Source organism: Aestuariivivens sp. NBU2969 (assembly GCF_019931125.1).
GTDB lineage: Bacteria > Bacteroidota > Bacteroidia > Flavobacteriales > Flavobacteriaceae > Aestuariivivens > Aestuariivivens marinum.
In genome coordinates this window covers 122614-144957 of record NZ_JAIOUU010000006.1, presented here as the reverse complement: position 1 = coordinate 144957, position 22344 = coordinate 122614, and the positions used below count along the sequence as shown (strand labels likewise).

Sequence of the window (22344 nt, the reverse complement as noted above, 5' to 3'; positions counted from 1 at the left end):
AAATATCGTCCAATAATTAATAATTATTTAAAGCATGACAGTTTCTTTAAACCATATTTGTAAATTACACCAATGAATTTTTTAGCTCATATTTATTTATCAGGAGAGAACGACCTAATTACCATTGGTAACTTTATTGCCGATGGTATAAAAGGAAAAGATTATAAAAAATATCCTAGGGATGTTCAAACAGGTATTTTATTACATCGGGAAATTGACACCTATACCGATACTCATGACACAGTAAGACAAAGTACCAGACGTTTGCATGACAAATACGGGCATTATTCGGGTGTGATTGTAGATATCTTATATGACCATTTTTTAGCAAAAAACTGGATTAAGTATTCCTCAATCCCTCTAGATTTATATGTACAACTATTTTATGATTCACTAGAAACGCATTACGACTTATTACCCATTAAGATAAAACAAATGATCCCTTTTATGGTAACTAATAACTGGTTATTGAGTTATGCCTCTGTTGATGGCATATCCCGAGTGCTAGATGGAATGAACCGTAGGACTAAAAACCGTTCTGGAATGAACCAGGCCATAAATGAGCTAGAAGCATTTTACAGGCAATTTGAAAATGAATTTTCAGATTTTTTTAATGAGCTTATCATTTTTTCTAATAAAAAACTCAAAGAACTTATCATAAATAAGAGCTCCTATGAATAGAAGCATTTATATAATACTCCTTTTTTCCATTTTCTTTTCATGCAAGGAAGCTGCTATACAAACTATACCAAAAGAGCATAGACGAGGCTTGATAACCAAACATGCCATGGTAGTTTCTGCTCGTTTAGAAGCTTCAAAAATTGGTAGTGACATTCTTAAAAAGGGTGGCAATGCATTCGATGCCATGGTTGCTACTGAATTTGCCTTGGCAGTAGCTTATCCATATGCAGGCAATATTAGTGGTGGGGGCTTTATGGTATATCGAAAAAACAATGGATCTATAGGTGCCATAGACTATCGTGAAAAAGCACCAATAGCTGCAACTAAAAACATGTTTTTGGATTCTATTGGCAACGTTATACCAAACAAAAGTACTTTAGGTGCTATGGCTGTGGGTGTCCCTGGTACTGTTGCAGGTGTTTTTGCTGTACACGAAAAGTTTGGTAGTATTCCTATGGACAGTATTTTAAAACCTGTTATTACCTTGGCATACAAAGGTGTTGTAGTTACCGAAAAACAGGAAAAACGAATTAAAAAACACCAACCATCATTCCTTAAGGCTAATAAAGATTCTATTCCTTTTGACAAACCATGGAAAGTGGGTGATACTATTACATATCCTAAATTAGCTAGAACTTTAGAGCGTATCGCTACTTATGGCAAAGCTGGGTTTTATAAAGGTGAAACGGCTAAAATTTTGGTCAACTTTATTCAAGATAATGGTGGTATTATAACCTTGGAGGATTTAGAAAAATACGAAGCTAAATGGCGAACTCCCATAGTTTTTAACTATGACGATATGAAAATCATTTCAATGTCACCACCTACAAGCGGTGGTATTTGTTTAGCACAAATCATGAATATGATTGAGCCTTTTGATTTACATGAATACGGACATAATTCACTCAAAAGCATTCAAGTGTTAACCGAAGCGGAACGCAGAGCATATGCTGATAGAAACCATTATTTGGGTGATCCTGATTTTATTGATATTCCAGTATCAAAAATAATGGATAACAATTATTTAGATGGCCGCATGCGTGACTTTTCATTTAAAAAAGCCTCAAAGTCCAATGAAATAAGTCATGGCAATATTGAAATTATTGAATATGACGAAACCACACATTATTCCATAATTGACCAATTTGGCAATGCTGTTTCGGCAACAACAACACTTAATGGAGCCTACGGTTCTAAATTATACTGTACTGAACTTGGTTTTTTTCTTAATAATCAAATGGACGATTTTAGTAGTAAGCCAGGTGTACCCAATATGTATGGACTTGTAGGTGCTGAGGCTAATAGCATTGCTCCCGAAAAGCGCATGTTAAGCTCCATGACGCCTACAATAATTGAAAAAAATGGGAAGTTATTCATGTCCTTAGGCACTCCTGGAGGTTCAACTATAATTACATCGGTATTACAAACTATTTTAAATGTCCATGAATTCAACATGACAATGCAAGAAGCTGTTAATGCACCACGATTTCATCATCAATGGCTCCCAGATGAAATTAAAATGGAGCGAGACTCATTTGATAAAACCCTTATATATGAACTACAAAAATTAGGGTATTTAATTAATGAAAAAGATTCGCCCACTATTGGTCAGGTCGATGGAATACTTGTTTTAGAGGATGACCTGTTAGAAGGTGGTGCAGATTATCGAGGGGATGATGCAGCTATCGGTTTTTAATGTTTTTCTTTCTTATACTCATTTACAATTAATACCTTAGTTGGATAAGATTTAGGTTTTTAACCTAAAATTGGGGCATAATATGAGATTAAAAAAAATACTAAAAGTAACTTTTGGGGCATTGGTATTTATAACATTGCCAAGTTTGTTATTATATGCGTTTTTATACTATAAATATAACGAACCCTTGCCTATAGGAACTTCAGGAGAACAGGCAGATGCCTTGGCACATAAAATGTTAAATGCATTGGACTATGATGCCTATAAGAATACTGACTATATAGAATGGACCTTTAAGAAACGTCGACATTATAAGTGGTACAAAAGCAAAGAGACCTGTGATGTTTTATGGAAGGATTTTAAAGTAAACCTTAATTTAAAGGACTCTAATGCGCATAAAGCATACGTTCATGGATTCATAATTGATGGGGAGATGGCGGAAGAACTTATTGAAAAAGCTATAAATTACTTTAACAATGATTCCTTTTGGCTTGTAGCACCATACAAAGTGTTTGACGAAGGTGTAGAACGTAAACTAGTTTCTTATAATAATGAAGATGCGTTGCTTGTAACTTATGAAACAGACGGCATAGCTACCGAGGATTCTTATTTGTGGCTATTTGATAGTGCCAATAAACCAAAAGCATTTAAAATGTGGACATCACTTTTGCCAATTGATGGTATAGAAGCTACATGGAATAATTGGATTACCACAGAAAGTGGTGCTCAATTACCCCAGCTTCACCGGTTTTTGATTTTTGGATTAGAAATTGACAATATTAAAACGTCTCTTTAGACTTTTATCTTTCAGCTTACTTCCCTTTTTGTCCTACAAATTGATGTGATTTCGACTTAAACAATACGTTAAACGTAGTTAAACTACCATATATTCTGGTAATGTATTGCTGTAAATCTATTTTACCTTGTTCATCCAAGTTACTGGAATTGATTCGTTGTTCCATAACTCGTAAACGATCGCGAACCATGGTAATTTTATGAAAAAACGTATCTATTGGTAATTCCTTATTTTGTAGTGACGTATCGGCAGGTTGTAAAATCATAGTACCTCCTTTCCATTTATCGGCTATAGGTACTACTTCACTAACATCACTCCACTTTTTTAAAATTTGGACCAAACTGGTTTGAACCTCAAAAAAACTAACCGTATCAACATCACCATCAGCAGCTTCTATAATATTAAATTCACTATCTAAATCTATAGTTTCCAATCCGTTGTCAATGAATGTCACCCAATAATGTTGTGATGTTACATTGGTTATTACCCCTTTCCCATACTCTGAATGATAAATTCTTGATCCTATACCTAATAATTTCATATCTAATACCTTTTATAATTCCTTAAAAATAATTATTTCAAAATATTTACTAGTAAATTCAACACAATAATACTATACAAATTCAAGATTCTCATTAAGTTCCAGGTCAAAATTCATAAAGTTTTGTTAAATTTATTAACGTAGCAAATAAAAAGGTAACCCTTATAATTTAAGGGGTAAAAGTAGTAAATTCAATCTATTATAAAAAAATACTACTTAACAAGGCATTATATCCTCATCTTAACAACCCTTACAAATTGTTACCCTTAAAATTTATAGGGGATCCTCTCTTTAAGTAATAAATAAACACAAAACAAAGCAAGTTGACTTAAATAATCTTTTCCATTATTTTTGATGAAAATTCAAATCCTTAAAAATATAAATATGAATAGATTAATTTTAACTATCATTTTTTTAGCATCTTTGACAATTAATGCACAAGACAAGCCTAAAGTTGGCGACAAATTAACAATCAATGCACCTATTGGACAATCCTATAACCATATTGCTTTTCCTAAGAAAAATTTTATTGCCAAAAGAGGTAAGGTAGCTAACTACAAAAGTCTCTATGGCAATGCTGTGGTTATTAAGGAATTGATTACCAACAAAAAGGGAGATACTTATGTTATATTAGAAAAACAAGACGGTAAAAAATTTTTTGGATTCTTAACAAAGGTAAAAGCCAACTACAAAGCTGCTGTAGAATCTGGAGAATTATCCACTATTAAATCGTAACTTATTTGTACTCTTAAGAATTTGTAATGATCATAGGTAAAAAACATATAGAAAAAAAGGTAAACTAACCTTACATAAATTTTAACATCTAAAATCGTAACTTTGCACTTTTGCAAATTTATGAGCCAATTTGAGGACTTTATTGAAGTAAAAGGGGCAAGGGTACATAATCTTAAAAACATTGATGTATCTATTCCTCGTGAAAAGTTAGTTGTCATTACAGGCTTATCCGGAAGCGGCAAATCATCATTGGCATTCGATACTATCTACGCGGAAGGGCAACGACGCTATATTGAAACCTTTTCGGTATATGCAAGACAGTTTATAGGAGGTTTGGAGCGTCCTGATGTCGATAAAATTGATGGACTCTCCCCTGTTATTGCCATAGAACAAAAAACAACCAGCAAATCACCAAGATCTACTGTAGGCACTATCACCGAAATCTATGATTTTATTCGTTTATTATTTGCTAGGGCAAGTGATGCATACAGTTATAATACTGGTGAGAAAATGGTTATCTATAGCGATGATCAGATCAAACAACTAATACTCGAAAATTTTAACGGTAAACGTATAAACATTTTAGCTCCTGTTATACAGTCCCGTAAAGGACATTATCGCGAATTATTTGAACAAATTGCAAAACAAGGCTTTGTAAAAGTTAGAACAGATGGTGAAATACGAGATCTTGTTAAAGGCATACGCTTAGACCGGTACAAAACTCATGATATAGAAATTGTTATAGACCGATTAAAAATTGATGATACTGTAGACAATGACAAACGTCTTACCGAAAGTATCAATACGGCCATGTACCATGGTAATGATGTCCTTTTAATTATTGACCAGGATACTAATACTTTACGCTATTTTAGTCGAAAATTGATGTGTCCTACATCAGGCATTTCATATCCGAATCCAGAACCCAACAATTTTTCATTTAATTCACCTAAAGGAGCCTGCAATAATTGTAATGGCATTGGAACATTATACCAAATTAATGAAAAAAAGATTATCCCTAATGAAACACTTTCTATAAAGAATGGAGCCCTAGTACCTCATGGTCCTGAAAAAAATAGTTGGATTTTTAAACAGCTAGAAACGATAGCGCAACGATATGATTTTAAACTGAGTGATTCTTGGAAATCCATTCCGCAAGAAGCAAAAGATATAATTCTGTATGGAGGCAATGAAAAATTTTCGGTTGAAAGTAAAACTTTAGGAGTTACCAGAAATTACAAAATTGAATTTGAGGGTGTAGCTAATTTTATTGAAAACCAATATAAAAGTGCTGAATCTACCTCATTAAAGCGCTGGGCTAAGAACTTTATGGATAAAGTTACATGCCCTGTTTGTGAAGGTTCTAGACTTAAAAAAGAATCTCTATACTTCAAGATTAACCACAAAAACATTGCTGAACTCGCTAAAATAGATATTGCTGAATTGGCACAGTGGTTTAATGATTTAGAAAATCATTTATCAAAAAAGCAATTCAAAATTTCAGAAGAAATCTTGAAGGAAATAAAATCAAGACTTCAATTTTTACTGGATGTTGGTTTAGACTATCTATCATTAAATCGTAGTTCTAAGTCTCTTTCAGGCGGCGAAGCTCAACGTATACGCTTAGCTACGCAAATAGGTTCACAATTAGTTGGCGTACTTTATATCTTGGATGAACCAAGTATAGGGCTGCATCAACGTGATAATGAGAAGTTAATCAATTCCTTGGTATCACTTCGCAATATTGGAAATTCTGTCATTGTAGTAGAACACGACAAGGATATGATAGAACGCGCCGATTATGTTGTAGATATTGGTCCTAAAGCTGGTAGGCATGGTGGTGAAATTATTAGTATAGGCAGTCCAGATGAATTAAAAACACACCACACCCTTACGGCCGATTACTTAAACGGTACCAAAACCATAGAAATTCCTAAAAAGCGTCGTTCAGGAAATAATAAGTTTTTAGAATTAAAAGGATGTACTGGTAACAACCTTAAAAACATTTCAGTAAAGTTTCCTTTAGGAAAAATGATAGGAGTTACAGGAGTCTCTGGTAGTGGCAAATCTACTTTAGTCAATGAAACGCTTTATCCTATTTTAAATGCATACTATTTTAACGGTGTAAAAAAGCCCATGCCCTACAAAAGTATTAAAGGCTTGGAACATATTGACAAAGTCATTGACATTAATCAATCTCCCATTGGTAGGACACCACGAAGTAATCCTGCTACCTATACCGGTGTTTTTAGTGAAATACGGGCTTTATTTGCTAAAATTCCTGAAGCTATGATAAGAGGTTATAAAGCTGGCCGTTTTAGCTTTAATGTTGTTGGAGGACGTTGTGAAACTTGTAAAGGTGGTGGCCTTCGCGTTATTGAGATGAACTTTTTACCAGATGTTTATGTAGAATGTGAAACCTGTCAAGGCAAACGTTTTAATAGGGAGACACTTGAAATTAGATACAAAGGAAAATCGATAAGTGATGTGTTGAATATGACTATTAATGAAGCGGTAGGTTTCTTTGAACACATTCCCAAAATTCACAATAAACTTAAAACCATTAAAGATGTTGGTTTGGGTTATATTACCTTGGGACAACAAAGCACAACGCTTTCTGGTGGTGAGGCACAGCGCATAAAACTGGCTGCCGAATTAAGTAAACGCGATACAGGGAACACATTTTATATTTTAGATGAACCCACTACTGGACTTCATTTTGAAGATATTAGAGTCCTAATGTTGGTTCTTAACAAATTAGTTAATAAAGGTAATACGATTCTTATTATAGAACATAATATGGATGTTATTAAAACCGTAGACCATATTATAGACATAGGTTATGAAGGTGGAAAACGAGGCGGTAAAATTGTAACCGAAGGAACTCCAGAAGAGGTTATGACACATCCTAAAAGTCATACCGCGAAATTTCTTAGAAAGGAATTGAAAACCAAATCTTAAAATAGAAAAGAAATGGCTTATTTTAATAAAAAAATAAGCCATGCAATTCATTATTCTTCCTCTTCAGAAACTTTGGTGGTTTCAGGTTCAGTAGTTAAATCATCTAGCATGTCGTGTTCGTGTAACAGATTATACCACTGAATAACCTTTTTTATGTCACTGGCATAAACCCGATCTTCATCATAATCTGGCAAAACATCAAAAAAGTATTCTTCAAGTTTATCTTTACTGTCTTTAGTATTAACACTTGTTCTAGCTCCTTTTTCTTTTTGCTTAATATTTTCAAAAACTTGCCTTAGGGGCACTTCTTCTGTCAAAGTATAAATTGCTATTTCACTAAGTAAGCTTACATTTTGTTGAATTCTTACCGAAAGTCTTTTTTTATCGATTAGTGATTCTGCTACAAAGCCACTACGTGTTTGGGTAATTAACTTATATAATCCTGGTTTTCCAGATATTGCCAATATCTTTTCTAAGCTCATAAATTATTGTTTGAAAGGGGACAAATATATTTTTTTATCTATAGATTACAAACTCTACCTTTTCTTTTTTTGATTTGGGAATCGCATTTTATAATCCACACGAATATTCCCTTTTGAAATGTTGTTTAGCTTACTCTTTAATAGTCTTTTTTTAAGACCTGAAAGTTTATCGGTAAACAAAACACCTTCAATATGATCATATTCATGCTGAATAACCCTAGCAATCAAACCTTCAAAAGTTTCAGTATGTTTATTAAAATTCTCATCAAAATATTCAATCGTTATCTTAGGTTGCCTCAATACATCTTCTCGAACATCTGGAATACTCAAACAACCTTCGCTAAATGCCCAAGATTCCCCTTCTTCATCTACTATTTCAGCATTTATAAATATGCGTTTAAAATCTTTTAAAGCATCTTTATCTTCATCTGAAAGTTCTTCATCTTCAGCAAACGGCGATGTGTCTACCAAAAACAGGCGGATTGGTAAACCTATTTGTGGAGCAGCCAATCCTACCCCGTAGGCATTGTACATAGTTTCAAACATATTTGTCAATAAAACATCTAAATTTGGATAATCCTTTGAAATATTGGTTGCTTTTTTCCTTAACACTGGATCGCCATAGGCTACAATAGGTAAAATCATTGTCCTGATTTGCTTTTTTTAGTCGCACAAAAATACATGAAAATTTTCATTTATAAATTCGTATAAAATAAACGAAAAATAATATGTTCTAAAAAATTGAAATTAAATTTTGTTTATTTTATATAAAATTTAAGTTTACAGAGATACATTACCTATGTTGTTTGCTGAAATAAAAACATAAAAAATTCCTTTAAAAAAGGAGTTTTATTTTTGTCAGAAAACAAAAATTATTTCATTATAACTATTTTCCGTGTTACTAAGGCTACGCCTTTTTCAATCTTTAGCATATACACGCCATTTACCAAATTGGTTAAATTAATCGCTTTTCTATCCTGGTTTTCAATATTAACCTTAAATATTTTTTTACCAGTAATGCAATAAACACTAGCTTTTACAATAATGGGGCTTCCAAACGACACTGTTATATCTTTTTCATGTCGTAAGGGGTTTTGAAAATGTTTAATGTTTTATTTAAAATAAATTCTTCAATAGGAAAATTACCTTCATTATAATAGCATGTAGTATCAAATCCACTGGTAACCGTAAAATCTAGTTCAGATATTGCAGGTCCACTGGTAAGATTGTATGCTGCAAAACCTTAAGAGCATGAAAATGGATCTAAGTCAAAAGTAGAAGTTCCATCTATGATAATTGGCATTGGAATATCTACTCACGAAGAATTAAATGAAGTGTAAGTAAAAACAATTTGAGTACCGCTTAATGAAGTTATTCCTCCATCTGGACATGGATCAGTACTAACAAAATTTACGACAAAAAAGGAAGTAATATTAGGTAATAGTGTTTTTATGTTTTGATGAATTAAATTAAACAAAAAAATTATAACGTATTTTATTACAAAATTTTTGAATATAAATAGCTTTGCAGAATTAATGTGGCACTTATTTCATCTAAAAGGGCTTTATTTTTACGCTGTTTTTTTTTAACTCCGCTATCTATCATGGTCTGAAAAGCCATTTTAGAAGTAAAGCGTTCATCAACTCTTTTTATAGGAATATTGGGAAATTGTTCAGTTAATTTATCCAAAAACGGCTTGATTAAGGCTTCGCTTTCAGAAGGGGTATTGTCCATTTGCTTAGGTTCTCCAACCAAAAACAAATCTACCTTCTCCTTATCGAGATAATCCTGCAAAAACAATAACAACTTGTCTGTATCTACTGTAGTTAAACCTGAAGCAATGATTTGAAGTTCATCGGTAACCGCAATTCCCGTTCTTTTTAATCCGTAGTCTAAAGCTAAAATACGTCCCATATCTTTAAAAGTCAAAAATAGTCGTAAAAGTAAAAAAGATCATCTAAATACGATGATCTTTCCTCAAAAGTTTAACCTCTATTAATATTTGAATATGTCTAAGCTTAAGCGATCTTACGTCTGTTAATTTTAGGGAAAACCAATTTAATATTTTCAACTTTACGTTCCCTGTTTAAAAAGTTTTTAATATCACTGGTTTTAGAAATAGCTTCCTTTAATTTTAAAGTATCTATTTCAACATCCATTTCCAATGTCTTTACAACAATTTCTTGAGCATCTTGCTTTGTTTCTACTTCACTTTGTGCATTAGAAAGTGTGAAAGAAAGTACTAAGATTAAAGTTATATATAAAGTTTTCATCAGATTTGGGTTTTGATTTCTTATTCAAATATAGAACAGTAAAACCCCTCAAATACAAAAAATTAGTTGTAGCATTTGGTATTTTCGATTATTAGAAAATGTGATTACTTCTACCGATAAACTGATAAAAACCACTACTTTACCGACCAAAAGACACCATTAATGCACTTCATCAAAAAAATTAATACGTTCAAAGTAAAAACAATGATTTTATGTTACCAAATTACCAATAAACCAATAGGATTTTTATCAATAAATTACTCCATAAAATAACTATAGCTAGTATATTTGTGAAAATTTAATGACCAATGACAGAATTACAACAAACCATAGAACAGGCTTGGGAGGATAGATCCTTATTAAACAACGAAAAAACCATTAATGCCATAAGGCAGGTTATCAACTTATTAGATGCGGGCCAATTACGCGTAGCTGAACCATTAGATAATGGATGGCAAGTTAATGAGTGGGTTAAAAAAGCGGTTGTTTTATACTTTCCCATACAAAAAATGGAAACTATTGAAGCTGGACCTCTTGAGTTCCATGACAAGATCCCTTTAAAAAAGGGTTATGCACAAAAAGGAATCAGGGTCGTTCCACATGCGGTTGCTAGACATGGTGCCTATATTTCAAGTGGCACGATTTTAATGCCCAGTTATGTAAATATTGGTGCTTATGTAGATGAAGGTACAATGGTAGACACTTGGGCTACTGTGGGTAGTTGTGCGCAAATTGGCAAAAATGTACACTTATCTGGTGGTGTAGGTATTGGAGGTGTGTTAGAACCTCTACAAGCTGCGCCAGTAATTATAGAAGATAACGCCTTTATTGGCTCACGTTGTATTGTGGTAGAAGGTGTACATGTAGAAACCGAGGCTGTTTTAGGGGCTAATGTGGTTTTAACAGGATCAACCAAAATAATTGACGTAACCGGAGATACCCCAATTGAAATGAAAGGTCGCGTACCAGCACGTTCTGTAGTTATTCCTGGTAGTTATGCCAAAGCCTTCCCTTCTGGCAGTTATAATGTGCCTTGTGCCTTAATAATTGGTAAACGTAAGGAAAGTACCAATAAGAAAACCTCTTTAAATGATGCCCTACGTGAGCATGATGTAGCGGTTTAGAATTTAAATTATTAACAAGTAACAAAATGAAATGGGAGGTCAATTGACCTTCCATTTTTAGTTTGGTTAAAAATAAATATCCTTTATCAGTAAAATATAAGGATGTGAGTATTATTAATACTCATATACTGAGTTGCACTTCATTGTTATCTGTCCTAAATAAAGAAGAAATAATTATACACATTACAAATTAAAAGACTTAAATAAGAAGAAAACAAATAAACACTATTGCCAACTTCAATTAATACCTCACCCTAGTTTTGGTACAAGGACAATTACTAATGCCCCTTAAGAAATTCAATCCAATAGTAACCACATGAGTTCCAGAATTATAGGCAGACAAACCATTAGCCGTGATTTGGTAAGCATAGGCAAAATAGAACTTATTTTGATTTAGCCCCAGCATAGGTCCAACATTGAGCGGTTTTAAGAATTGGTCGTTCAAAAAACGATAGGATATCCCTCCAAACACATAGTTGTCGTTCCTACCAAACTTCTTTACCTTAAAATTGAAGTCCGTACTAGAACGCTTGTCACTGGTAAACATTTGGTAAAATATAGAGGGCTCAAATTGCAGGCCATTACGTATAGGCTTTCCGAACACATAGCCCGCATAAATTTGATAATTCAGTAAAAACCGTGGCTCTTCCTGAAAAATCTGGTTTTGAATATCCTTAAATTCATCCAAACTTTTATCAAGGATGTTGTTTAAATTCAAACTAATAAAGAAATCCTTAAATCGGTACAAAGCCCCTACATCGAAGTTTAAATTAGATTGTGCCCTATCGTCTTCAATACCTAGCGCCGATGCTGGTATTGGATTCCCATTGCTATCATAACCCACAAAATTATTGATGTCAATTCTAAAATTATTAACGTTCAATGAAATTCCCAACGATAGATACTGTTCAGACGTCACATCCAAAATCAAATGGTGGGCAAATGAAAACTTGGATCCTGTTTGTATGGTATTACCGTTACGATCATTGTAAAAAGAAGCTCCGAGTCCTGAACGATCACCAATTCGGATATCTGCATATACTGACTGGTTATCTGGTGCATCTTTGATACCAACCCATTGGGTCAATCCATTTGCCCTGATCTTCAAATAATCTCCTATACCTGCAAAGGTTGGTGAGACCACAAAATCGTTATCGGCCAAATACTGTGTATATACAGGCAAATTAAGCTCCTGACCATAACCAAAGGTTGCAGTAGTAAGCAGAACATATATAAGTAGGTTTTTAAGTTTCATAATATCATGTTTGAGGGTTAACATTCTTATCGGTACAAGGTAAAATGCCCTACAAAGTCCCGATCGTCTTTATTGTCGTTTAGTTTTATTACATACCAATAATCACCTGTTGGCAATTCACGGCCATTATATTTACCATCCCAAGTATCATTTACCCGTAACCTGGCCACAATACGTCCATAACGGTCATAGATGTCTACGGTTAAATCCTTATAGCTGTCCTTACCGCATCCAGGACCCCACTGGTCTCCTGTATTTGGAGTGAAATAATTCGGTATACAGAGGTCCACAAATTCAAAATACCCTGAGGCCTCGGCCGTACAGCCATTGCTATCGGTCACAACTACTGTGTAGTTTCCAGTTTCGTAAATCTGAAAGGTATTGGTGCTTCCTGTGGACTCTCCGTTGAATGCAAATTCGTAATCACCGGTTCCTCCTGTTGCGATGGCAACAATTTCATTAATATTGGTACTTTCCACAAGAGCGACCTCCAAAGGCTCATATGCTGGTATGTCAAACAGATCAGTCTGTTGTATACAGCCATTGGTATGCCTAACGTCTATATAATGACCCATGCCTGCAGGTACATCGGTAAAGACATTACTCACCTGATAAGGACCCCCATTCAATGAATAATCTACATCGGATGGATTGGTTATGCTATTATCAATAGATATTGTAACTGTGTTGGTTGATAAATTATTAGTACAACCAAACTCAACGATTATTTCAGGATTAATTCTTACTGATTCTGGAAACGTAATGTTCCATTCTGATTCACAACCTTGGGCATCACGTACATATACGATATGGTCGCCACCTACTAAACCAACAAAATCAAATTGGGTTTGTGTAGCTACACCAGTAGTATAAGTGCCATTTATATCGTCTAAAGCTACACTATATGGTAAACTTCCTCCTGAAATATCTATACTGAATTCACCATCCATGTCGCCTTCACAAACTTCGGGTAATATAGAGTTTGGTACTATGCTCAATATTACAGGAGCTGCCTCTACAATTTCAATATCTTCAAGTAATATATAACATCCCAATTCATCTTGAACAATAATATCATAAAACCCTGGTGAAAGTTCATCAAAAATAGCTTCATCAAAGAACTGATCCAATCGGGGTGTTATGGCATACTTAATAATGCCTGTACCACCTGAGGCGATGACTTCAATAATACCATCATTTTCCCCATTACAGGTAATATCGGTTACCGTATATTGTGCCACCAACGGCTCAGATGGTTCGGTGATTATTACAGTGGCCGAAGTTATTTCACAATCTATGCTTTCCACATGTACTTGATAAGTTCCTATTGGCAAATCTGTAAAGACCCCTGGACTATTTTGTGTCGCACCAAGAATGTCATTTCCACCACCATCTTGAAGTGTATATAAATAATTGCCTAAACCGCCCTGTGCCTCGGCAACAATTACTCCAGTAGAATCTCCAGCACAGTTAACAGTAGCATTGGTAGTATCTAAATTCACGGTTAATGGCTCCAAAGGCTCAATGGTTATTTCATTAGATACAACAGCTATACAACCGTTGGCATCCCTAACGTAATAAGCATAGGTACCAGCAGGAACAGAGAATGTGGTTGATGTTGTAAACGAACCCAAAACACTTGTAAATGATGCAGAGTCACTATAGTCATAAGTTCCTGTGCCTCCAGTAGCACTCAATGTTAGTGTGGTATCGTTTAAACAGGTCTGTGTGGTTGCCGTTACCAAAGAGGCTATTATTTGAGTCGGTTCATCGATGATCAGGTCTGGTGTGGTAAACGAACAGTTATAACCATCCGTAACGGTCACATTATATGTTCCCGCCCCTAAACCATTAAATATTGGTGATGTTTGAGGCCCAGATGAACTTACAGTTGGAGCGAGCATATTCAATGTGTAACTGTAATTGCTACCTTGTCCTCCTGTTACATTACTAACCGTAATGGTTGCATTAGTATCTCCAAAACAGCTTAATAATGTTGGTGTGGCTGTTATTGTAGCATCGATAGGTGTCGGTAAATTAAGTGTTATATTTTCTGAAACGATACAGCCGCCAGCATCCATAACGTTAACCGTATAAGACCCAGCTGAAAGTTCTGTAAAAGTTCCATTTGATGAATAGTTTACCGTTGCAGCACCTGTTAATTCATATTGGTAACCACCCCATCCGTCACTTGCTACAGCAGTAATTGTGCCTTGATTATCATTACAGGTAACATTGGACGTTTCGTTAACCGAAAGCATTAATGCAGACACTGGTGATGCTATAGTTTCCATATTTGATGTTGTTGAACAGAATGGACTAGCTATTTCTGTAATTTCAATATAATAATTACCCGCAGTCATACCATTAACTACTTGAGGGTTGGTTGATGTGTTACCCGCCAAAATTCCACTTATAGATATTCCTGAACTATCAAAAACTTCATAATTATAGTTACCAGAATAACCAATTATAGTAAATTCGAATGCACCATTATTGTCACCGAAACAAGTTACTGGCGTAGTTGCATTAGCAATAACTTCTATAGTGTCAAATGGAGCGATTGTTAATGCTGGAGTAGCTATACTACAACCAGTATCTAAATCATTAACTTGGAAATAGTAGGTGCCTGGATCAGTAATAGCAAAAATATTCGATGCTTGAAGCGTACCACTAGGTAATAGTTGATAATTAAAATTACCAGAACCTCCAGTAACAGCTATTGAAACTGTACCTGTATTATTACAATCTATTGGCGTGGCTATAGCTACAGAAGCCATAGTCAATGCAGGTAGCGGGTTAATGTTTACAGAATTTGATGCGATACAACCGTTATCATCCCTTACGTAGATAGTAATGGTTTGAACACTGCCGGTATCTATAATATCAAAAGTATTCGTAGTAAAATAGTTAGTACCATCTATACTGTAAGTGAATGGAGCAGTTCCTCCACTTTCAACTATGGTAAGTGTTGACGTGTTTACTGAGTTATCTGGTGCACATGCAAAATCTGTTGCAGATCCTGAAACCCCTAATAACAATGGTTCTCCAATAGCAATAGGTTCTGTAGTGCTGCAATTTCTACCCGAAGAAACAGTAATATCATAATTTCCAGCTGGTAATCCTGTAAATATATTTGAACTTTGTGGCCCTACTAACACAGGTCCTGAAGTAATCTCATAAGTATATGGTGGATTATCGTTGCCTGCTGGCAAATTTACAGTAATAGTAGCGTCGTTACCACCATTACAACTCACATCTGTTCCTACAAGTGTAAACACAACTGGAGTTGCAGCATCCAGAATAATATCTACTTGATCTGTACAGGCCGTCGTTATATCTGCTATGGTTATGGTATACGTGCCGCTTGGTAGGCTATTAAACACATTCGATGCTTGAGATCCTACTAAAACAGGTCCAGAGGTTATTTCATAAGTGTAATTTCCAGAACCGCCATAACCTGTTACTGTAATGACACCATCATTGTTAGTACATGAAGGCAGTGTGGTTACTTGAGCATTAATTTGTATAGGCGGATAAATAATAATTGTATCGGTTGCCGTACAACCATTTCCATCTCTCATCGTTACGGTATAAGTACCTGGAGCTGAAACTATAAAAGTAGCGCTAGATTGGAAATTCACCCCATCTATACTATAGGTAACAGGTGTTACTTCTCCTCCACCAGGTGTAGCGGTAAATGTGTATGAGCTACCATCTGAAGTACATTGGTCATCTGCAATAGCAGGCAATATCACTGTTGGTGTGGGATCTGTCGCAATAGTCACATCAAGCGGTACTGCAATATTACATCCGTTTGAATCACGAACATAAACATCCCAATCCAAACTAACACCAGCATCTAAGAATGCTAGATTACTTGTGTTCCAATCTCCTGCATTGGGTAAAACACTATCAACGACGAAAGCGTATTCATAAGGCGGTGTACCTCCACTAGCATTTACTGCTACTTGAGCATTTTGGTTACAGTTGGCATTTGTATTAACGACTTCGGCAAGTATTAATTCTGTTGGTTCTGTTATCTGGAAATTTACAATAGCAGTACATTGTGTTGACCCCAAATCAGTTTCAGAAACTAACAAATAGTAATCCCCTGGGGCTAATCCAGATACACTGTTACTGTAATCGGCTCCTGTTAAACCAGCAACATTCCCAATTATTCCTGTAGTCATATTGGTCAAATTTTCAAATACTTCCCAAGACAAGTCTGTTCCATCATAACCTGAAACAGTAAAATCAAAACTACCATTATTTAAAGCAGGTAATTCATAACAGGTAACATTTGTAGGTGTTCCAGCTACTTCTATGGATGATGGACTTGGAACGGCTGGCACTTCCTCTATATAAGTACATCCTGTACTAGTGTCTAATACTTCAAAAACATAGCTTACATCGAACAATAAACCAGAAAATTGGTGATTCCTTTCACTAGGAGAAACATTAGAGGTTGGTAAACCGTTAGGTGAAACCCCATCGGTTGGATTAAAAATCGTTGTACCATCATAAATGCGTGTCCTAAATGGTCCTGTACCATTAACTATTTCAACATTATATTCTACTCCTGCAATACAGGTTCCTCCTGCACTAGTATTAATATCCAGATTATCAACATCAGAAGCCACTAAATAAGGACCAAAATTATACTCACAACCATTACCATCTATGATTCTTAGATAGTAATTACCGAAATCCAAGTCATTAAAAGTGACATTATCATTTGATGTAGGCCCAAACGGATTGGTTGAAGATGTAGTAGCTATAGCTCCAGAACTATTTAAAAGCGTATAGGTATAATTAAGTGTTCCTCCTGTTACATTAAGAATTTGTATAGCTCCAAGTACATTACCTCCTACACCGCATGTAATGGGTGTAATTATTTCTGATCCCAGTGTTATAATACTTGGTTCATTAATAGTTACCGAACCATTAAACACACAATTATTAGAATCCTGTACAATATAGTTGTATGACCCAGCAGCTAAACCACCATATATAGTCTGTGAAGTAAATCCAGAACCATTAAAACTTACTACGTAAGGAGGCGTCCCCACTGTTTCATTAATATCAATGGTTACAATACCACTGGAATCTCCGCTACAGAAAACATCAGTGGCAGTAGCTGTAGCTGAAGGATTTGTAATTGGTTGGATTGTCACCACATTTGTTAAAGCGATACAGCCCAAAACATCAGTAACTCTATATTGGTAATTCCCTGTTTGCGCATTATTGTAGGTGTATATTGGGTTTCCTGTTACTGTAAACGCACCGCCATTAAACGATACTTCATAATTATATGGACCTGTACCACCAGAAACCGTAATATCAACTTGAGCTTCAGGGTTAATGGTACAATCCAATCCTTTTAACAAACTAGCCGAGGCTGTTAATTGATCAGAGATAGTTTCTGTTGGTAAGTTAAAAATACAACCGTAGGAATCCCTTACTATAATATCATAAATCCCTGGTGTTAAGTTTGAAAAAATTGGACTCGTTTGGAATACACTTCCATTAATACTATATTCATATGGTGGATTCCCTCCTGAAGCACTCACTTCAAGAGAAGAGGCATTCGTCCCATCAAAACAGTAATCGGCATTGATTATCGTTGCCGTTGGATTACTTGGTGTACTTAAATTGAAAGTCGTTGTAACAGCGCAACCATTGGCATCGGTAACCGTAACCGTATAAGTTCCTGTTTGCGTAAGTCCTCCAAACGTATTACTGCCTTGAGGGCCTAATACAGAACTATCTGGTTGTTCTAGTTCATAACTATAGCCACCCCAACCACCTGATGCAGTAATTGTTACACTACCATCAGCATTACAAGTAATTGGCGATTCTGTTGTAGTAACTGTTAATGCGGTTGGTGGTCCGCTTATGGTTACCGTATCGGTTGCTGTACAGTTAGTGGCTGTATCTGTAATGACTATTGTATAGCTACCTGAAGCCAATCCGTTTAAACTAATTGGTGAAGCTCCTGCTATTGAAGCCCCTCCATTTAAGGTATAGGTAAATCCTGAACTTCCCGAAACTGTAAATTGGGCAGTACCATCTGAAGCACCAAAACAAGTAACATTACTTAAAGCTTGTCCCACTACTGTTAACACAGGTAATGAATTGATGGTAAAGCTTTCACTATAAGTACAATCGTTGGCATCCCTTACTTGGAAGGTATAAGTGCCTGGTGCCAATCCTGTAAATACATTTGAGGATTGATAAGCCGTTGTCGATCCAGAAGGTGCAATGATTTGGTACTCCAAAGGCGCTGTACCACCGGTAGTACTGGTAATAGTAACATCGGAAGTGTTTGTAGGACACGTTAATGGTGTACTACTAAAGTCCATGTCGGTTGGCGGATCCAGGGCATCAATTGTAATAGGTGCCAATGCTGAAGAACATCCACTTGCATCTCTTATAGTAACAGTATAAGTACCATTGGTTAAGCCTAAGAACGTATTTCCAGATTGAAAATTCACACCATCGATACTGTATTCATAAGGCGACGTTCCTCCTGTGACTCCGGAAACTGTTATAACACCATTGGTTATACAAGTTAATGGCGTGGTTAAAGTCGCTGTTCCTGTTATTGGAGCTTGCGCCGTTATGGTAATGGTTTGCGCTATGGTAGCACAAACATCGGCATCATAAGTATATTGTACTACAACATCGTAACTACCAGCTGAAAGTCCTAAAGATACAGGAGAACTCACAAAGGTAGCTCCGCCGTCAATACTGTACATTAAGTTATTGCCATTGGCGTTGGTCACATTAACGGTTATTGAACCACTATTCGGATCATCAGCACATAAAATATTGGTTTGGCTTATGTTATACTCTGGCGGTAAAATACCATCAACAGTGATTGATGTAGTAGCTTCACAGCCATTGAAATCCAGTACAGTAATATTATACGTCCCTGCTGTAGTAACTACGTATTCCGGATAATCTTGTGAAATTGTCGTACTATTAATAAAATAGTTATATGGTGGAGTTCCTCCAACAGGATAAATGGTTATTTCGCCATCAGTACAGGTTAAGGGTTGGGTTAAAGCTGCCGTAACTGTTATTACTGGAGTATCTATAATATCAATATTACCTGTAAAAACACAACCATCATCTGTAGATACATTATAAGTGTAAGTGCCTGGATTTAAATTTGAAAAGGTGTAATCACTATCGTTGATTGGCCCAATGCTATTTATTAAAGTGCTTCCTGATGATAGACTGTAATAATATTGTGGAAGTGCGTCGTTAACTTGCAACTGAATGCTGCCTTTATCACCATTACAATCTGGTTGTGTGACCACAGTAGTTAGGTTCGCATCACGAAGTCTAACATATATACTAGGGGTTTGGAATGTACATGGAAACGAATTGGCTACAGTTTGTTGTATATAAACGGTATAATAGCCAGGTGTATTTATGGAAAAAGTGTTGGACGCTTGGTAAGGTCCATTAGGATTTAAGCTATATTCATAGCCTGAAGGCACCCCACCAACAGTTACACTACCGGGACTAGTACAAATAATATCTTCAGCCGATATGGTTGGATTTAATAAGTTTTGGTATACATTAAAATAGAAAATACTAAAACATCCGCCAGGATAAGTAATTACAAGCCTAAATTCTCCTGCTGTATTTGAAATATAATCAGGTCCTGTCCCAACTTGGTTCCATGTGCAGGAATCATTTTCGTTAGCACAATCATCAATTGTCATTGCAGGACAACTATTTTCATCCAATTGCTCCCATACAATTGAAGCTGCATCGCTAATCCCTGTGTTTATTGTTCTGGTTTCATTTGCACCACATAAGAAAATATATGGCAATTGCTTCCCATCATTTGGGCAAGTAACCACTTGATCAGCATACGGAATAACGGGATTGTTTTGTGTAGTTCCGTATAGGGATACAGTTATAGCTTCCTCAATCGAAATACAGGTAGATGATGTAGTATTAGTTACATAGTAAGTTCCAACGGCAGTTGCCGTATAGGTTTGACCAGTTCCTATTACAGGTGTTCCTGTTGGACTTGTTGACCAAGAATAACTATCATACCCAGAAGCAGCGGTTAAAACAACACTACTTCCACACAATATTTCAGTTCTAGTAAAATCACAATTGGATATATCTACAATAAAGTTTGTAGACCCTGGAACACCTAAACACTCCTCAGTAGCAAAGCTACCTTCCTCCTCAATTATAGTTGGATTAATTACCCCTCTATAGGTAGCGAAAGCCTGATTCTTTATTTCATTCGAACAAGCCTGACTTAAGTCATAGCAGTTAGGTACCACCTGAACTGCTAAACGAATAACATAAGAGGGATCGTTTACTTCAACAGATCCGTCTGGTATACTGAAAATCAACGTTCGGGTATCAGGATCCCAAGACTGTAACATAGCTCCACCTGCATTAGATAAATCAATATCGGTATTGGGGTCAAATACAATGTTGTCTGGTAGTACATCTTTTATAGTAAACTCAGTAACATTATCATTTCCAACACTCTGGTAGGTTATTTCATAAAATAATTGGTCTCCCAAATACACATCACCACCATCAATATCATCTCCAGCAGTATCTAAAACCACTTTGGTCAAATCAATATCTGGAGCAATGATGTCTACGGCAAAAGCTCCTAAAAAAGTAAAAATGGGATCAGCTTGTCCCTTTGCCACTTGCAATCTAAAGTCTGCAGAAGTATTACCATTCTTGATAAATTCTGGTTCAGAATTAATAATTTCCAAAAAACCAGTATCATAGCCCAAAGTGTTAGAACTATAAGGAACCCTTGGATGTGATACACCATTTTCATTTTCAATTACCGAACCAAAAAACTTATTAGCCGATCTTAATGGTGTGGTAACCTCTTTACCATTAATTTCTAACTTTGTGGCACGTTTAGTCCTATCACCATCCAATGCAGCATATGCAAACTGTAAATCAATATTTCCAGCGGGCGGAGTAGCAAAACCTGTTACAGGAACGGTTTCTTGGTGTCCATCATATATGTGACTAAAACCATCAAAAATATTAAATGATTTTGTGTGTAGATTAGGATCTTCATAAATCACGATTAGAGTCCACCCTGCCGATAAACCCGTAGAATGATTAAATCCTAAACTAGAAGTGACATTAGCAACAGCATAAGTTCCTTCAATATCAGTTAAAGCTGACAATAAATCGGTTACTTCTGCATAACATGCGTAAGGTGTATTGCTTGGTTCGCCAGTTTCAGCTGGAATTGGAGATACAATAGCATCATAAACTATTTCTCCAGTAATATCAACATAAGTAGTGCTTCCTGGTAACTTAAATTTTACTTTATCAATATCTGCCCTGCTACCACTTTGCAATATAGCCCCCCAATACAACCCAGCATAAGCAACTCTGTAACACGTTGTTGCACTACCATCTGGCTGAAGATGCAAAGACAAATCGGCACTACTAGAACTATAGGTAGAAGCATCACTATCGATGTCAATATACTGCATTGAAATATCTTGATTGTCCCTATTAAGATCATTAAAATCAAGATTGTTTTCACCTAATATTGTATTACCTACAACAAGCATGCTTCCCTTTACTTCAACATTTCTCCTTAAGGAAAAAGGCTTGTAAGATTGTGCTATACCCGAAAAGCCCAGTAGCAAAAAGCAGAAAGAAGCAAGAATAGTTTTTACATAAGTAGTTTTTTTCATGGTTGCCGATATTTTCTCATAACTTTTAACTGGGGAAATTAAAAGTCTTGTTTTTTAGTGTTTAAACATTAATAT

At 35.5% G+C, this 22344-nt stretch carries 14 protein-coding genes; 6 read left to right on the top strand and 8 right to left on the bottom strand.

What is annotated here, in order from left to right; genetic code table 11:
• Window positions 1-72 precede the first annotated feature (72 nt).
• The 3 genes from K7G79_RS06985 (at window position 73) to K7G79_RS06975 (ending at window position 3173) form a co-directional block, all read left to right on the top strand.
• On the top strand, window positions 73-681 hold the full coding sequence (locus K7G79_RS06985; protein WP_223550473.1) for an ACP phosphodiesterase: 609 nt from the start codon (window positions 73-75) through the stop codon (window positions 679-681).
• Window positions 674-2377: a gamma-glutamyltransferase gene (gene ggt / locus K7G79_RS06980; RefSeq protein WP_223550471.1), complete on the top strand. Its 1704-nt coding sequence runs from the start codon at window positions 674-676 to the stop codon at window positions 2375-2377. The genes K7G79_RS06985 and ggt overlap by 8 nt, the downstream gene beginning before the upstream one ends.
• Window positions 2378-2459: 82 nt before the next feature.
• Window positions 2460-3173 carry a hypothetical protein gene (locus tag K7G79_RS06975; protein WP_223550469.1) on the top strand — a complete coding sequence of 238 codons (714 nt, stop codon included), beginning with the start codon at window positions 2460-2462 and terminating at the stop codon, window positions 3171-3173.
• Between the two features lie 16 nt (window positions 3174-3189).
• On the opposite strand, the gene K7G79_RS06970 is transcribed toward K7G79_RS06975, so the two are convergent.
• A complete protein-coding gene (locus tag K7G79_RS06970) occupies window positions 3190-3714 on the bottom strand; it encodes a hypothetical protein (RefSeq protein ID WP_223550468.1) in 525 nt (174 codons plus the stop codon).
• A 384-nt stretch (window positions 3715-4098) separates the two neighbouring features.
• Between K7G79_RS06970 and K7G79_RS06965 the strand changes: the two genes are divergently transcribed.
• A complete protein-coding gene (locus K7G79_RS06965; RefSeq protein WP_223550466.1) occupies window positions 4099-4449 on the top strand; it encodes a hypothetical protein in 351 nt (116 codons plus the stop codon).
• Window positions 4450-4569: 120 nt separating this feature from the next.
• Window positions 4570-7410, top strand: a complete 2841-nt coding sequence (uvrA, locus tag K7G79_RS06960) for an excinuclease ABC subunit UvrA (protein ID WP_223550464.1) — start codon at window positions 4570-4572, stop codon at window positions 7408-7410.
• A gap of 50 nt (window positions 7411-7460) precedes the next feature.
• Here uvrA and K7G79_RS06955 read toward each other — a convergent pair whose 3' ends face one another.
• The 5 genes from K7G79_RS06955 to K7G79_RS06935 form a co-directional block, all read right to left on the bottom strand.
• Window positions 7461-7892, bottom strand: a complete 432-nt coding sequence (locus K7G79_RS06955) for a DUF5606 domain-containing protein (protein ID WP_223550463.1) — start codon at window positions 7890-7892, stop codon at window positions 7461-7463.
• A 54-nt stretch (window positions 7893-7946) separates the two neighbouring features.
• The gene (def, locus tag K7G79_RS06950) at window positions 7947-8537 is read right to left on the bottom strand and encodes a peptide deformylase (protein WP_223550461.1); all 591 of its coding nucleotides are present in this window, start codon (window positions 8535-8537) and stop codon (window positions 7947-7949) included.
• A gap of 227 nt (window positions 8538-8764) precedes the next feature.
• The gene (locus K7G79_RS06945) at window positions 8765-9001 is read right to left on the bottom strand and encodes a T9SS type A sorting domain-containing protein (RefSeq protein WP_223550494.1); all 237 of its coding nucleotides are present in this window, start codon (window positions 8999-9001) and stop codon (window positions 8765-8767) included.
• A gap of 388 nt (window positions 9002-9389) precedes the next feature.
• Window positions 9390-9806 carry a Holliday junction resolvase RuvX gene (gene ruvX / locus K7G79_RS06940; RefSeq protein WP_223550460.1) on the bottom strand — a complete coding sequence of 139 codons (417 nt, stop codon included), beginning with the start codon at window positions 9804-9806 and terminating at the stop codon, window positions 9390-9392.
• A gap of 104 nt (window positions 9807-9910) precedes the next feature.
• Window positions 9911-10165, bottom strand: a complete 255-nt coding sequence (locus tag K7G79_RS06935) for a hypothetical protein (RefSeq protein ID WP_223550458.1) — start codon at window positions 10163-10165, stop codon at window positions 9911-9913.
• 308 nt (window positions 10166-10473) lie between these two features.
• Between K7G79_RS06935 and K7G79_RS06930 the strand changes: the two genes are divergently transcribed.
• Window positions 10474-11289, top strand: a complete 816-nt coding sequence (locus K7G79_RS06930; protein ID WP_223550456.1) for a 2,3,4,5-tetrahydropyridine-2,6-dicarboxylate N-succinyltransferase — start codon at window positions 10474-10476, stop codon at window positions 11287-11289.
• Between the two features lie 241 nt (window positions 11290-11530).
• Here K7G79_RS06930 and K7G79_RS06925 read toward each other — a convergent pair whose 3' ends face one another.
• Together K7G79_RS06925 and K7G79_RS06920 are read right to left on the bottom strand one after the other, a co-directional pair.
• Window positions 11531-12544 (bottom strand): type IX secretion system membrane protein PorP/SprF, encoded by a 1014-nt coding sequence (locus K7G79_RS06925; protein WP_223550454.1) that lies wholly within the window; start codon window positions 12542-12544, stop codon window positions 11531-11533.
• Window positions 12545-12570: 26 nt separating this feature from the next.
• Window positions 12571-22269, bottom strand: a complete 9699-nt coding sequence (locus tag K7G79_RS06920; protein WP_223550452.1) for a T9SS type B sorting domain-containing protein — start codon at window positions 22267-22269, stop codon at window positions 12571-12573.
• Window positions 22270-22344: the final 75 nt, after the last annotated feature.

Coding starts and splice junctions, on each gene's coding strand:
- K7G79_RS06970 (WP_223550468.1), bottom strand. CDS start 3,714: ATGAAATTATTAGGTATAGGATCAAGAATTTATCATTCAGAGTATGGG.
- K7G79_RS06975 (WP_223550469.1), top strand. CDS start 2,460: ATGAGATTAAAAAAAATACTAAAAGTAACTTTTGGGGCATTGGTATTT.
- K7G79_RS06920 (WP_223550452.1), bottom strand. CDS start 22,269: ATGAAAAAAACTACTTATGTAAAAACTATTCTTGCTTCTTTCTGCTTT.
- K7G79_RS06935 (WP_223550458.1), bottom strand. CDS start 10,165: ATGAAAACTTTATATATAACTTTAATCTTAGTACTTTCTTTCACACTT.
- uvrA (WP_223550464.1), top strand. CDS start 4,570: ATGAGCCAATTTGAGGACTTTATTGAAGTAAAAGGGGCAAGGGTACAT.
- K7G79_RS06930 (WP_223550456.1), top strand. CDS start 10,474: ATGACAGAATTACAACAAACCATAGAACAGGCTTGGGAGGATAGATCC.
- K7G79_RS06965 (WP_223550466.1), top strand. CDS start 4,099: ATGAATAGATTAATTTTAACTATCATTTTTTTAGCATCTTTGACAATT.
- K7G79_RS06955 (WP_223550463.1), bottom strand. CDS start 7,892: ATGAGCTTAGAAAAGATATTGGCAATATCTGGAAAACCAGGATTATAT.
- def (WP_223550461.1), bottom strand. CDS start 8,537: ATGATTTTACCTATTGTAGCCTATGGCGATCCAGTGTTAAGGAAAAAA.
- K7G79_RS06925 (WP_223550454.1), bottom strand. CDS start 12,544: ATGAAACTTAAAAACCTACTTATATATGTTCTGCTTACTACTGCAACC.
- ggt (WP_223550471.1), top strand. CDS start 674: ATGAATAGAAGCATTTATATAATACTCCTTTTTTCCATTTTCTTTTCA.
- K7G79_RS06985 (WP_223550473.1), top strand. CDS start 73: ATGAATTTTTTAGCTCATATTTATTTATCAGGAGAGAACGACCTAATT.
- ruvX (WP_223550460.1), bottom strand. CDS start 9,806: ATGGGACGTATTTTAGCTTTAGACTACGGATTAAAAAGAACGGGAATT.